The sequence below is a fragment of the Nocardia sp. NPDC049935 genome, from assembly GCF_055586645.1.
On sequence record NZ_JBVJHV010000001.1, the window covers coordinates 1,764,653 to 1,777,953 of the forward strand.

11 protein-coding genes are annotated in these 13,301 nt (G+C 70.3%); 9 read left to right on the plus strand and 2 right to left on the minus strand.

Annotation, left to right across the window (positions count from 1 at the left end):
* The first annotated feature begins 151 nt into the window (after positions 1 to 151).
* From ACZ6SF_RS07970 to ACZ6SF_RS07985, 4 genes are all read left to right on the plus strand, one after another.
* Positions 152 to 1,090, plus strand: coding sequence for an undecaprenyl-diphosphate phosphatase (locus ACZ6SF_RS07970; protein WP_466061219.1), 939 nt, complete (start codon positions 152 to 154; stop codon positions 1,088 to 1,090).
* Between the two features lie 147 nt (positions 1,091 to 1,237).
* A complete protein-coding gene (locus tag ACZ6SF_RS07975; protein WP_466061220.1) occupies positions 1,238 to 2,860 on the plus strand; it encodes a vWA domain-containing protein in 1,623 nt (540 codons plus the stop codon).
* A 6-nt stretch (positions 2,861 to 2,866) separates the two neighbouring features.
* Positions 2,867 to 3,454: a hypothetical protein gene (locus ACZ6SF_RS07980; RefSeq protein ID WP_466061221.1), complete on the plus strand. Its 588-nt coding sequence runs from the start codon at positions 2,867 to 2,869 to the stop codon at positions 3,452 to 3,454.
* Positions 3,451 to 4,581: a hypothetical protein gene (locus ACZ6SF_RS07985; RefSeq protein WP_466061222.1), complete on the plus strand. Its 1,131-nt coding sequence runs from the start codon at positions 3,451 to 3,453 to the stop codon at positions 4,579 to 4,581. Before ACZ6SF_RS07980 ends, ACZ6SF_RS07985 begins: the two co-directional genes overlap by 4 nt.
* A 3-nt stretch (positions 4,582 to 4,584) precedes the next feature.
* Here ACZ6SF_RS07985 and ACZ6SF_RS07990 read toward each other — a convergent pair whose 3' ends face one another.
* A complete protein-coding gene (locus ACZ6SF_RS07990) occupies positions 4,585 to 5,466 on the minus strand; it encodes an LLM class flavin-dependent oxidoreductase (RefSeq protein WP_466061223.1) in 882 nt (293 codons plus the stop codon).
* Between the two features lie 106 nt (positions 5,467 to 5,572).
* Here ACZ6SF_RS07990 and ACZ6SF_RS07995 point away from each other — a divergent pair, with 106 nt between their 5' ends.
* On the plus strand, positions 5,573 to 6,322 hold the full coding sequence (locus tag ACZ6SF_RS07995; protein ID WP_466061224.1) for an SAM-dependent methyltransferase: 750 nt from the start codon (positions 5,573 to 5,575) through the stop codon (positions 6,320 to 6,322).
* 19 nt (positions 6,323 to 6,341) lie between these two features.
* Here ACZ6SF_RS07995 and ilvD read toward each other — a convergent pair whose 3' ends face one another.
* Positions 6,342 to 8,021: a dihydroxy-acid dehydratase gene (ilvD, locus tag ACZ6SF_RS08000; RefSeq protein ID WP_466061374.1), complete on the minus strand. Its 1,680-nt coding sequence runs from the start codon at positions 8,019 to 8,021 to the stop codon at positions 6,342 to 6,344.
* Positions 8,022 to 8,463: 442 nt separating this feature from the next.
* On the opposite strand from ilvD, the gene ACZ6SF_RS08005 reads away from it, so the two are divergent.
* The 4 genes from ACZ6SF_RS08005 to ACZ6SF_RS08020 are packed head-to-tail and all read left to right on the plus strand — an operon-like array spanning position 8,464 to position 13,259.
* Entirely contained in the window at positions 8,464 to 9,441 is a 978-nt protein-coding gene (locus ACZ6SF_RS08005) for an ornithine cyclodeaminase (protein WP_466061225.1), read from the plus strand.
* Positions 9,432 to 10,778 carry an alanine racemase gene (locus ACZ6SF_RS08010; protein ID WP_466061226.1) on the plus strand — a complete coding sequence of 449 codons (1,347 nt, stop codon included), beginning with the start codon at positions 9,432 to 9,434 and terminating at the stop codon, positions 10,776 to 10,778. Before ACZ6SF_RS08005 ends, ACZ6SF_RS08010 begins: the two co-directional genes overlap by 10 nt.
* Positions 10,775 to 11,842 carry a PLP-dependent cysteine synthase family protein gene (locus ACZ6SF_RS08015; protein ID WP_466061227.1) on the plus strand — a complete coding sequence of 356 codons (1,068 nt, stop codon included), beginning with the start codon at positions 10,775 to 10,777 and terminating at the stop codon, positions 11,840 to 11,842. Before ACZ6SF_RS08010 ends, ACZ6SF_RS08015 begins: the two co-directional genes overlap by 4 nt.
* A 7-nt stretch (positions 11,843 to 11,849) precedes the next feature.
* On the plus strand, positions 11,850 to 13,259 hold the full coding sequence (locus ACZ6SF_RS08020) for an MATE family efflux transporter (RefSeq protein ID WP_466061228.1): 1,410 nt from the start codon (positions 11,850 to 11,852) through the stop codon (positions 13,257 to 13,259).
* Positions 13,260 to 13,301: the final 42 nt, after the last annotated feature.

Here is a 13,301-nt window from a genome sequence, read left to right on the forward strand (position 1 = left end):
AGTCTAGGCACACCCGCCCGCGGGCCCGCAAGACGAGTCGGCGCGTCGCGCTCCCCCGGGCGCGGCGCGCGACCGGGCCTCGCGGCACCCGGCCGGATATCGGGTATCCGCGCTGCGCAGCCGCTTTCGGCAGCGTGCGAGAATCGTCGCGATGCTCACCTACCTGCAAGCCACCGTGATCGGCGCGGTGCAGGGTGTCACCGAACTGTTCCCGATCTCGAGCCTCGGGCACTCGGTGCTGCTGGCCGGCTGGCTGGGCGACGATTGGGCGGCCCTGGTGCGGGCCGACGAATCCGAGGCCGAGACGCCCTATCTCGCCTTCGTGGTCGCGCTGCACGTGGCGACGGCGGTCGCGCTGATCGGCCACTACCGCCGGGACTGGTGGGCCATCGTCACCGGCCTCCTCACGACCCTGCGCACCGGGCGGCTCGATACGGTCCCGCATCGCCTGGGCATGCTGCTGGTACTGGCCACCGTTCCGGTGGCCGTGGCCGGACCGCTACTCGTGGATCCACTGCACGCACTGTTCGCCGCACCGGTTTTCGCGGCGGTGTTCCTGACCCTCAACGGTGTGGTCCTCCTGATCGGCGAAGGCCTGCGCCGGCGCAACGAGCCCACCCTGGCGGAATACGGCCGCCGCCACGCGCTCCGGCTGACGCGCCACAGTTCGATCACCACCGCCGACAATCCACCGCGCCGGTCGGACCGGCGCCTGGCGGCCCTCGACAGCACCGACGCGATGGCCATCGGCCTGACCCAGCTCGGCGCGTTGCTGACCGGATTCAGCCGGGCCGGGCTCACCATGGTCGGCGGGCTGTGGCGCGGCCTCGAACACCCCGACGCCGCCAAATTCGCCTTCCTGCTGGCCACTCCGGCGATTCTGGGTGCGGGACTGGTCGAGGCGCCGGAACTGGCCGGTCCGGCGGCCGCGGCGATCCGCGGGCCGATCCTGGCCGGCGCCCTCGTCTCCGGGTTGTCGTCCTGGCTGGCCGTACGCTACCTGGAGCGATACTTCCAGACCCGTACGCTCTTACCGTTCGCCGTGTACTCGCTCGTCGCAGGCGCGCTGTCCATCGCCCATTTCGGCTGAGGGTCGCGGCTGTCCTGCCGGTAACCCGGGCGCGCTTCCCCGGGCCGGGAAGGCCGACCCCCGAGGATTCGCCCGGCCGTCATCGGTTGTTCATCACCGAAACCCGTTCTCCCGCTTACGCTCACGGGAACGAGGGGAGGTGGCGCCGTGCCGTATCTGCGCACGCTGGTGCTGTTCACGGCGCTGGTCCTGCTGTGCGGGGTGGCGACGGCATGCGGGGGCGGCGACGATTCCCGAACTGTCACCGCCTACGATCCCGATCCGGATGTGCTGAACATCGTCGCGGGTTCCGAGCAGCGGGAGGTCTTCGCGCGGATCGTCGAACCCTGGTGCCGGGAACAACAATTGACCTGCACACTGACCGAACTCGGTTCGGTGGATCAGGCCCGGCTGCTCGATACCGGCGACGCGCCCTACGACGCGTTCTGGTTCGCCGGCGGCGTATTCCAGAAGTTCGGCGACAGCGCCGGCCGGCTGCGGCGGGTACGCCCGATGTTCGGCACCCCGCTCGTGTTCGCCGGCCCCCGCGCCGAGCTCGACGCGCTCGGCTTCACCGGGCGCGAAGTCGGGACCGAGGAGATCCTGGCCGCCGTCGAAGCCGGGCGCACCACCACCTGGATGACCAACCCCACCCAGTCCAACTCCGGCGCCACGGTGTTGCTGGCCCTGCTGAACCATTTCGCCGGTAACGGACCCGGAGTCGCCCTGACCCGTGAACAACTCGATTCCGACGCGGTGCGTACCGGATTCACCAGAATCGCGCGCGCCTTCACCCGGACCCCGCCGTCGACCGGGCTGCTCATGGACGAATGCCTCGCGGCGCCGCACCGGTGCCGGACCCTGTTCACCTACGAGGATCTGGTGATCGAACGCAACCGGCAGCTGGTGCGCGCGGGCGCGGAGCCGCTGCAGGTGGTCTACCCGAAGGACGCGATGGCCGTCGCCGACGCGCCACTGGGCTTCCTGCCACACGGCGACGATCCACAGAAGCTGGACAACTTCACCCGGCTCCAGGATTTCCTGCTGGCCGACGATACCCAGCAACGCCTCGTCGGCCTCGGCCGGCGCCCGATCACCAGTATCGGGCTGTCCCTGCCCGACGCGCCGCGCGAGGTGTTCGATCCGGCCTGGGGGATCCGGGCCACGTTGTCGGGGCAGCCCCTCACCTTCCCGTCCGCCGCGGTGATCGAGACGGTGCTGGAGAGCTACCAGATGGTCTACCGCACCCCCACCGATCTGGTGTATTGCATCGACGCCTCCCGGAGTATGGCCGGAAACAACGGCTGGACGGGAGTCCAGCAGGCCGCGGACCTGCTGTTCGACCCGGTGCAGTCCAAGCGCTACCTGTTGCGTACCGGGCCGCAGGACCGCACCGCGGTGCTGCTGTTCGACCAGGATTCCGCGACCACCCCCTGGACCGAGGGGAACGCCGCCCCCGCGCTGGCCGCGCTACGCGACACCATCCGCGACCGGGAACCGGGCGGCGATACCGGGATCCATCGCTGCCTGGGCACCGCCGCACGCCAATTCGAGGGCCCGGCGGACCCGCAGCGCAAACGCCTGGTGATCCTGATGACCGACGGTGACGATACCGAGGGCGGCACCGGCCTCTCCGAACTGTCCGCCACCGGTATTCCGGTGGTGGCGATCGGGTTCGGCTCGGCGGTCCACCACGACGCGCTCCAGGAGATCGCCCTGCGCACCGGCGGGTCCTTCCTCACCACCGACGATATGGTCGGGGCACTGCGCCAGGCCACCGGCTACCGGTAGCCGCCGGTGCCCAGTAATCTCGCCGGAATCACCGCGCTGGTCGTCCTGGTCCCCGTATTCCTCGTCCTCTACGCCCTGATCGGCTCCCCGGTGGGCGCGGCGCTGGTCGCGGGCGGCGCGGCCGTGCTGGCGGGACTGGGCGGGCAACTGGTGTCCGCGACCGCCCGCCGCCGGCAGCTGCCGCAGCGCGTCGGCGGGACCACACGACGGGTCGCGGAGCTGGCCCGCCGGGTCGACGAGCCGGGTACCCGGGCCTCCCTGCTCCGCGCCTGCGATACGGTCCCGCGGCTGCTCGACCGGACCGCGGCGGTGGATCCGGCGAGCCTGGCCGCCACCGCCCACGGCCTGCTGGACTATCTGGAGAGCGTGGAATCGGCCTTGCGCCGCTACCTCGAGATCCAGGACGATACGGCGTCCTACCGTGACGCCGCGGCGCTGCTGGCCCGCGGCCGCGCCACGCTCGCCGGTTTCGAGGCGTTCACCACGCACAGCGCCGATCGGCTCGGCGACGCGGACCTCACCGCGTTCTTTCGCGATCTCGCTCATCTGGAATTGATGAATCCCCCGCGGCTGCCCCCGAACGAGGAACGATGAACAGATCCCGCCTGCCCCTCGTCGTCGCGCTCGTGGTCGCCGTCGCCGCCCTCGTCGCGGGGGTGGTGGTGATCCGTGATACCGCCGGCACCGCGACCGTCCGGACCCTGAGCTGCCTGGGCGGATCGGAGAAATCGGCACTGATGGCCGACCCCGAGGTGACCGCGCTCCTGCGCGACGAGTACGGGCTGACCGTGCGATTCGACGAACGCGGCTCGTATGATCTGGTGCAGATACCCACCGACCGCCTGCGCGAGCAACGGATCGACTGCCTGTGGCCGGCCTCGGCCAGTGCGCGCAGCATTTTCGAGGACACCCACGACACGGCCGATTTCCCCGGCTATCGGGCCGAACCCGTGCTGGAGACACCCGAGGTGCTCTACGCGGGCGCCGCCGCCACCGACGCCCTGCTGGCCGCGGGGCTGGTGACCCGGCGGGACAACACCTACTACCTGGTCGATTTCAAGCGTCTGCTGCTGGATTACGTACTACCGCACCGGAAATGGGAAGCCCTGGGCGCGGCGAACCCCGCCGGGCCCATTCGCCTCACCAGTACCGATCCGGTCTCCTCGAATTCCGGATTCACCCTCATGCAACTGGCCCTGACGGTGATCGCCTCGGGCGATGTGTTCCAGCCTCCCACCGTCTCCGAGGCCCGGGCCGGGCTCCCGGCGGTCCGCGGTCTCTACGACGCCCAGGGCCTGCAGTCCGACACCTCCGACGGCGGGTTCCGCGAATGGCTGATCCAGGGCGCCTCCACCTTGTACGCCGGATACGAGAACCAGATACTGCAGCAGCTGGTGGCCTATCGCGGCAACAGCACCGCCACCGACGCGCTGCTGGCCGGTACCCGGCTGCTGTACCCGGACCCGACCATTTTCAACAGCAATCCGCTGCTGGCCCTGACCGCCGGCGCCGAGACACTGATCACGGCGCTGCAGGATCCGCGGATCCAGGAGATCGCCTGGAAACGCTACGGATTCCGCTCCGCCACCCAGCTGGGGACGGCCCAGGCCGCCGATTTCGCGCCGATCCCGCTGGCCGCCGCGCCGCGCTCCACCACGCCCCCGCGCGCCGATATCACCCGGCTGCTGCTGGACTGCCTCCACGGCAACCGGTGTTCCTGAGGCTCAGCGGGAGCCGATCAGCGCCAGGGTCTCCTCCAGTACCGGCACTCCCGGCGCTCCGGGGACCAGGATGAATTCGTCGAGACCCGCGGCCTCGGCCGCGTCCAGGGTGCGGTGCAGGGCGTCGGCCTCGAAGGTCTTCATCGCCGCCGCGGCGGCCGTGGCGTTACCGGAGCCCAGAAAGCCCAGGTACTCCGCGGTGAAATCGCGCAGCACGGTATCGGGTTCGGCCACACCCAGGGTGTAGAAGCAGCCGCTGACCAGGCGCGGCGCGGTGCGGCCGGCATCGGCCCACGCCCGCCGCGCCGCCTCGGCCGACCAGGCGATCTCCTCCGGGGAACCACTGACGCTGAAGGCCACCACACCGTCGGCCCAGCGCGCGGCGCGGGCCAGGGCTTTCGGGCCGAGCGCACCCGCGAGCACCGGCGGACCGCCGGCCTGGACACAGGGCGGGCCCACCGGGTCGGTGCCGGCGAAGGGCGGCTCTCCGGCCCACAGCGCGCGCAGTTCGGCGACCGCGTGATCCACCCGCTCGTGCCGCCGCTCCGCCCCGGCCCCGAGGCTCCGGTAGTCCGTGCCCCGGCCGCCGACCCCGACGCCGAGTGTGAACCGGCCCTCGGACAGCACATCGATGGTGGCGGCCTGTTTGGCCACCAGCGCGACCGGATGAGCGGGGAGCACCGAGAGGTTGGCGAAGATCCGCACCCGTTCGGTGACCGCCGCGGCGGCGGCCAGCGTGGTCCACATCTCGGCATTGTGGAACGTCATCCGTTCACCGCAGGAGACGCTGGACACCGGTCCCTCGTCGGCGAGACGGCACCATTCGACGGTTGCCGCCCGGTCGTAGCCCCGGCACATGGTGGGCAGCGCGATCCCGATTTCCATCGCCCCAGCATCGGCCAACCCGCCGCACATGGCAAGAACACGTTCCAGTTTCCCGCCCGGTGCGGCGCCGCGCTCCGCCCGCCGCGGGGTCTGCGATGATCCCCGGATGCGATCGTTCGACGAGCTCGTCGCCGAGGCCGAGGCCGCCGACGTCACCGGCTGGGGCTTCGACTACCTCGACGGCAGAGCCACCGAGACCCGGCCACCGTGGGGGTATGCCCGGCTGCTGGCGCACCGCCTGGCGTCGGTACGGTCGGCCCTGGATCTCGATACCGGCGGTGGCGAGGTCCTGTCCGAGGCCGCCGCCTTCCCGCCGATCCTGTTCGCCACCGAATCGTGGCCGCCCAACGCCGACCGGGCCCGGCGGCGGCTGGCGCCGCGCGGAGCGCAGGTGGTGCGGACCGCTCCCGGAGAACCGCTCCCGTTCGCACCGGGCGCTTTCGAGCTCGTCACCGCCCGGCATCCGGTGGCCCCCGACTGGCCCGGGATCCACCGCGTACTGACCGGCGGCGGACACTATTTCGCCCAGCACGTGGGACCCGGATCGGCGTTCGACCTCATCGAACGATTCCTCGGCCCGCTCCCCCGGCAGCGTCGCGACCGGGACCCCGCGGCCGAGACCGCCGCCGCGGAGGCGGCCGGCCTGACCGTGCTCGAGCTGCGCACCGCGCGCTGCCGGATGGAGTTCTTCGATATCGGCGCGATCGTGTGGACGCTGCGCAAATGCGTCTGGTGGGTGCCGGACTTCTCGGTGGACCGCTACCGCGCGACCCTCCGCGAACTCGACGCGCAGATGCGGGCGGGACAGCCGGTCGTCGCGTATTCGACCCGCCACCTCATCGACGCCGTCCGCTGACGCCGCGTTCCTCCGGGGTTCAGTCGCAGACCGCGCCATAGGAGGCCGAGCCGACCAGACGCGCGTACTTCGCGAGGACACCGCGGGTGTAGCGCGGCGGCAGCGGGGCCCAGCCCTCGGCCCGCCGGTCCAGTTCCTCGGGTTCCACCAGCAGGTCCAATGTCCCGGCGCCGACGTCGAGGCGGATCCGGTCGCCGTCGCGGACGAACGCGACGGGTCCGCCGTCGACCGCCTCCGGGGCGACATGACCCACGCACAGACCCGTGGTACCGCCGGAGAACCGGCCGTCGGTCAGCAACAGCACGTCCTTACCGAGCCCCGCGCCCTTGATGGCGGCCGTGATCGCCAGCATCTCGCGCATCCCCGGGCCGCCCTTCGGCCCCTCGTACCGGATCACCACCACATCCCCCGCGGCGATGGTGCCGTCTTCCAGCGCGTCCATCGCGGCGCGCTCCCGGTCGAAGACCCGCGCCGTACCGGTGAAGACATCGGATTCGAACCCGGCCGATTTGACGACGGCCCCACCGGGCGCCAGCGAACCGCGCAGAATGGTGATCCCGCCGGTCGGGTGGATCGGCGCGGACAGCGCGCGCACCACTTTGCCATCCGGATCCGGCGGCGCGATCTCGGCGAGGTTCTCGGCCACCGTGCGGCCGGTCACCGTGAGACAGTCGCCGTGCAGCAGACCGGCGTCCAGCAGGGCCTTCATCAGGACCGGGACACCGCCCACGCGATCGATATCGGTCATCACATGCCGCCCGAACGGTTTCACATCGGCGAGATGCGGAACCCGGCGGCCCACCCGCGCGAAATCGTCGAGATCCAGTGACACTCCGGCTTCGTGCGCGATCGCCAGCAGATGCAGCACGGCGTTGGTGGAACCGCCGAACGCCATCACCACGGCGATGGCGTTCTCGAAGGCCTCGAGAGTGAGGATGTCGGAGGTGGTGATTCCGCGCCGGATCAGTTCGACCACGGCCTGACCGCTCTTGCGGGCGAAACCGTCGCGCCGCCGGTCGGTGGCCGGCGGCGCCGCGCTACCGGGCAGCGACATCCCCAGCGCCTCGGCCGCGCTGGCCATCGTATTGGCGGTGTACATCCCGCCGCAGGCGCCCTCCCCGGGGCAGATGGCCCGCTCGATGGCGTCGACGTCCGCCCGGCTCATCAGCCCGCGCGCGCACGCGCCGACCGCCTCGAAAGCGTCGATGATGGTCACTTCGCGTTCGCTGCCGTCGGAGAGTTTAGCGATGCCGGGCAGGATGGATCCGGCGTAGAGGAACACACTCGCCAGGTCGAGCCGGGCCGCCGCCATCAGCATCCCCGGCAGCGATTTATCGCATCCGGCGAGCAGTACCGAACCGTCGAGGCGCTCGGCCTGCATCACCGTCTCCACGCTGTCGGCGATGACCTCCCGGGACACCAGCGAGAAATGCATCCCCTCGTGGCCCATCGAGATCCCGTCGGAGACCGAGATGGTGCCGAACTGCATGGGGTACCCGCCGGCGGCGAAGACACCGTCCTTGCAGCCCCCGGCCAGCCGGTCCAGCGAGAGGTTGCACGGGGTGATCTCGTTCCACGAGGACGCGACCCCGATCTGGGCCTTGCCCCAGTCGTCGTCGCCCATACCGACGGCGCGCAACATGCCGCGGGCCGCGGTCTTCTCCAGGCCGTCGGTGACATCGCGGCTGCGGGGTTTCATATCGGGTGCGGTGGATTGGTCGGTCACGCCGCCCATCATCCTCCCCGCATCCCGTGGCACCCGGGAACCCCGCCCGGCGCGCTGTCCCGGGCATCGTGACGGCCGCTCACCGGGTGCCGGCGCAGTCGTCGATCGAGCCGGACCCGGAGCCCGTGCGGAAGTTTGCACAACGACCCCCGCCGATCCGTGAATTCTGCGAAATCAATTGGCCCAGAATGTTATCCGTGCCCCGGCGAATCGCACCGGCAACGGACCCGGCGGCGGCACCCGGACACCGGCACATCCCGGGCATCCCGCCGGGCATCGACTCCCGGGCGAGGCGGTGTTCCATGTCACAAGCTACTGGCAATGATTGTCATTATCAGTATACTTCGATGCCGGTCCACCTTGACGTCGATCAAAACTGTTCTGCCGCAGATGATTCGCATGACATCGGAGTTCCATGAGCAACGCGTTACACATACTCACCCGCACCGATCTGGCCGATATCGAGATCACACCGGAGGAGGTCATCGAACTCGTCGAGGAGGGATATCTCGCCTTCGCCCGCGGGAGTTCGTCCTGCCCGGTGAAACTGATGATGCCACTGCCGAATACCGAACGTGACGCCGTCTCCTATTCCATGCTCGGATACGACGGCTCGCTCGAACACCTGGGCTTCAAGACCTCCTACCGCCAGGGCAGCGACAGCGCGGAGAAGTACTACACGACGATCAGCCTCTACGACGACACCACGGGAGCACCGTTCGCGCTGATGGACTGCCAGCGCGTCGGCGCGGCCCGGACCCCGGCCACCACCGCGATCACGGCCAAACACGCCGCCCGCGAGGGCGCGGAGACCGCGCTCATGATCGGCACCGGCATCCAGGGCCGCAATACGCTGCCCTATCTGCTCACCGCCTTACCCGGGCTGCGGCGGCTACGGCTGTTCGGCACCCACCCCGACGGTATCGCCGCCAGCCGGGAGGCACTGCACCGGTGGTTTCCCGACCGTGAACTCGAACTCGTCGACGATGTGCGCACCGCCGCCGCCGATGCCGATATCGTCGTCGTCGCCTCCGGCCGCGCCGCCCACCCGAAAGTGCGCACCGACTGGCTGCCGCCGGGCGGACTGCTGATCTCGGTGGCGAGCAAGGGCGTCGAGAGCGGCGCGCTGCGCACCGCCGATTACGCCATCGCGACCAGCGCCGGGCAATTGGGTGTCACGGGCACGCGGCTGGCCGGAGCGGGCGGCGAACTCGTCATCGACGCGGAACTGCCCGATATCGTGGCCGGGCGGGCCTCGGCGCGCCGGACGGCGTCCGACCGGGTGTTCGCCTTCTCCAGTGGGATGGTGATCACCGATATCCCGGTCGCGCACGCCCTGGCCACCCGGGCCGTCGCGGCCGGACGCGGACAGCGGGTGCGGCTGTGGAGTTGAGCGCCGCCCCCACCCGACCGGCCCTGCCCGCCATCGAACTGCCGTGGCAGCGCCGGGTGCGCGAGGATCCGCATCTGCTGTTCGATATCCACTACGCGGTGGGCGGTCCGTTCCATATCGTGTATCCCGATCGTTTCGCCGAGAACCTGCGCGCCTTCCGGGACGTGCTGATCCGGCACCGGGTGGACGGCCGGGTGTTCTACGGGAAGAAGGCCAACAAGGCCGGGTGCTGGCTGCCCGTGGTCGCCGATCTCGGCGCGGGCGTGGACGTCGCCTCGGAACCCGAACTCGTCCACGCTCTGGCCCAGGGCGTCCGGGGCCGCGATATCGGCGTCACCGGCGCCGCCAAAACCGACGGACTGCTGCGCCTGGCGGCCCGGCACGACTGCCTCGTCGCCATCGACGCGCTCGACGAACTCGAACGCGCCGCCGAGATCGCCCGCACCGCCGGCCGGATGCGTATCCTGCTGCGCCGGCTGCCACCGGCCGCGCCGCACAGCCGCTTCGGTTTCGCCGACGCGGACCTCGAACGCGCCGTCGCCCGCTGCGCCGACCTGTGCGACCACCTCGAACTCACCGGATTCTCGTTCCATCTCGACGGTTACGAGGCCGGACCGCGCGCCGAACTCGCCTACGACCTGATCGGCCGGTGCGAACGGGCGCGGGCCCTGGGCCTGCCGGTCTCGGCGATCTCCATCGGCGGCGGGTTCGCCTGTCGTTATGTGCGAGAACGGGATTGGGCCGCATTCACCCGCGATCACACCGATGAATGGTTCCACGCGAACAAACGTTTCGAGAAGTTCTACCCGTACGCGCAGCAGCCCACCGGGGCCGCCATGCTCGACGCGGTTCTCTCCCGGGTATTCGGCGGCCGCGCACTGGCCGGTCATCTCCGCGACGCCGGAATCGCGCTCTATCTCGAGCCCGGCCGGGCGCTGCTCATCGATTCCGGTTTCAGCGTCTTCCCGGTGCTCGGTTTCAAACAGCACGCCGACTACGGCATCACCACCGTGCACGGGCTCAGCATGAGTGTGTCCGAGCAGTGGAAGGGCAGCGAGTTCCTCCCCGATCCGGTGCTGGTCCCGCGCAGCGCCGAGGAACGGCCGCGGTCCGCGGTCACCTGTGTGGGCGGTGCCAGTTGTATGGAATACGACGTGCTCACCTGGCGCAAGGTCGCGCTGTCCCAGCGGCCCCGCCCCGGCGACCTGCTGCTCTACCCCAATACCGCCGGATATCAGATGGACAAGAACGAGAGCGAGTTCCATCAGCTCCCGCTGCCCCCGAAGATCGTGGTGTCCGAGGAGGCGGGGCGGATGCGCTGGAGGCCGGACCGATGACCGCGCACCGGCCCGTGGGCGAGAATGTCGTCCGCTTCGCCTCCGAATTGATCGGCGCCACCCCGTTGCTCGAACTGGTACGCACCGGCTCGGGCAGCAGACTGCTGCTGAAACTCGAGCAGTTCAATCCGACCGGTTCGGCGAAGGTCCGGATGGCCCGGGAGATGGTGCTGCAGGCCGAACTGGACGGCGAGCTGCGCCCCGGCGGCCATATCGTGGAACCCACCTCGGGTAACACCGGCACCGGACTCGCGTTGCTGGCGCTGGAGCGGGGATACACCTTCACCGCGGTGGTCGACGATCACGCCGCGAAGGACAAACTGCGCGCCATGAAGGCGATGGGCGCCCGGCTGGTCACCGTGGACAGTGCGGGAGCGGGCGGTCCCAGCAGTGTCCGGCGCCGGCAGGTGGCCGCCGAGATCGCCGCCGCGACCGGCGCGTTCCGTCCCGACCAGCACAACAACCCGCACAACAACGCGGGCTACCGGGAGCTCGCCGGCGAACTCCACAAGGATCTCGCGACCGATATCGACTGCCTGATCGGCGCGGTCGGCACGGGCGGCTCGCTGTGCGGCACGGTGGAGGAACTGCGCCGGCTGGGTTCGGCGGTCCGTGCGATCGGCGTGGAACCGGTGGGCTCCATCATCTTCGGCGGCGGCCCGGGCGGCTATTGGCAGACCGGAGCGGGCAGTCCGGCGGGATTCCCGGTGGGCGGCAATGTGAAATACCGGTCGATCGACGAGAACTGCCGGATCGGCGATATCGACGCCTTCGCCACCGCCCGGGTCGTCGCCCGGCGCACCGGAATCCTGATCGGCGGCACCGGCGGCGCGGCGGTGTACGCGGCGCTGCGCCGGCTGGTGCTGCTCCCGGCCGGGAGCACGGTGGTGGTGCTGGTGTGCGACGCGGGCGAGAAGTACCTCGATACCGTCTACGACGACGAGTGGCTGGCGGCGCGCGGGCTCTACGATCAGGCCGCCGGGCAGCGCGTCGTGCGGCTGTTCCGGGCCTACGACGAGTCGATGCGGCTGGCGGGTTCCGATATCCAGCGGAGGGGAGCGTGATCCGGCGATGATCCGGCACTGGCACAACTACCGGGCGATCCTCGCGCTCGCCGCGCCGCTGGCCGGTATCCAGCTGGCGCAGGTGGCCCTGACCACGGTCGATCTCGCGATGATGGGGCTGCTGGGTATCGCCTCCGTGGCGGCGGGCGGACTCGCGCTGCTGCTGTACAACCAGCTGCGCACCATGTGCGTCGGTATGGTCACCGGGGTCGGGAATCTGATCGCCGCGGCGGCGGGCCGGGGCGAGAAACGCACCGGCGCGGACCATCTCGACGACCGGGCACGCGCCGAGATCCGCGGCTATCTGCGGGCCGCGCTGCTCGTGGCCACCGTGACCGCCACGGTGGGGGCGCTGGCACTCGTGGCCCTCGGGGGCGCCCTGCCCTGGCTGGGCCAGGACGAGACGGTGGTGGAACTCGCCCGGCCGATCATCTGGGCCCTGGCCCCCGGCCTGGTGCCGATGCTCTGGTTGAACGTGCTGCGCCAGTTCGCGGTGGGCATGCGCCGGGCGGGTTCGCTGTTGCGGGTCACCCTCTGGTCGATCGGGGTGAACGCGCTGCTGAACGCGTTGTTCGTCTTCGGATGGTTCGGGTTGCCGAAACTGGGGCTCGCGGGGATCGGCCTGGCCACCACACTCGTGCAGTGCTGGACCTTCGGTACCTATCTGGCCGGTCTGCGCCGGGACCCGGTTCTCGGTGGGTTGCTGTCGCTGCGGGCGTGGCAGGCCGAGCGCGCCACCGTCATGCGGATCGCCGGTATGGGTACACCGATTTCGCTGACCTACGGCGCCGAGGCGGCGATCACCTCGATCGCCGCGGTGCTGATCGGCGGTTTCGGACCGGTGGCGCTGGCCGCGAGCAATATCGTCAACCAGCTCGCCTATATCGTCTACCAGGTCAATATCGGACTGTCCCAGGGCTCGTCGATCCTGGTGAGCCGCACCGTCGGGAAAGGCGACCATTCGGAGGTCGCCGCCGTCGCCCGCCGTACGGTCGCCCTGGGCGCCGCCTTCATGACCGTGATCGGGCTGGTCTACATCCTCGCGCCGGAACTGGTGCTGCTGCCGTTCCTGGGATCGCACCACGACGACGCCGCGGTGATCGGGGCGGCCGGCACACTGCTGTGGTTCGCGATCGTCCAGCAGTACTGCAAGGGTTCGCAGAACCTGTGTATCGGATTGCTGCGCGGTATCGGGAACACCAAGGCCGGTATGCAGAGCACCCTGATCGGCTACTTCGCGATCGGGGTGCCCGCGATGGGACTGTTCGGCTTCGTCCTCGGAGGGGGCGCGCCCGGGGTATGGCTCGGGCTCTGCCTCGGTTTCGGTGCCACCGCGGTCCTGGTCTGGCGCCGATTCCTGCGCGGATTGCGGGACGGTGACCGCGACGGACAGCTGGTGGGACAGCGGCCCGGATGAACCCGCGGGCGGCGCCGCACCGGCGCCGCCCCGGACACCCTC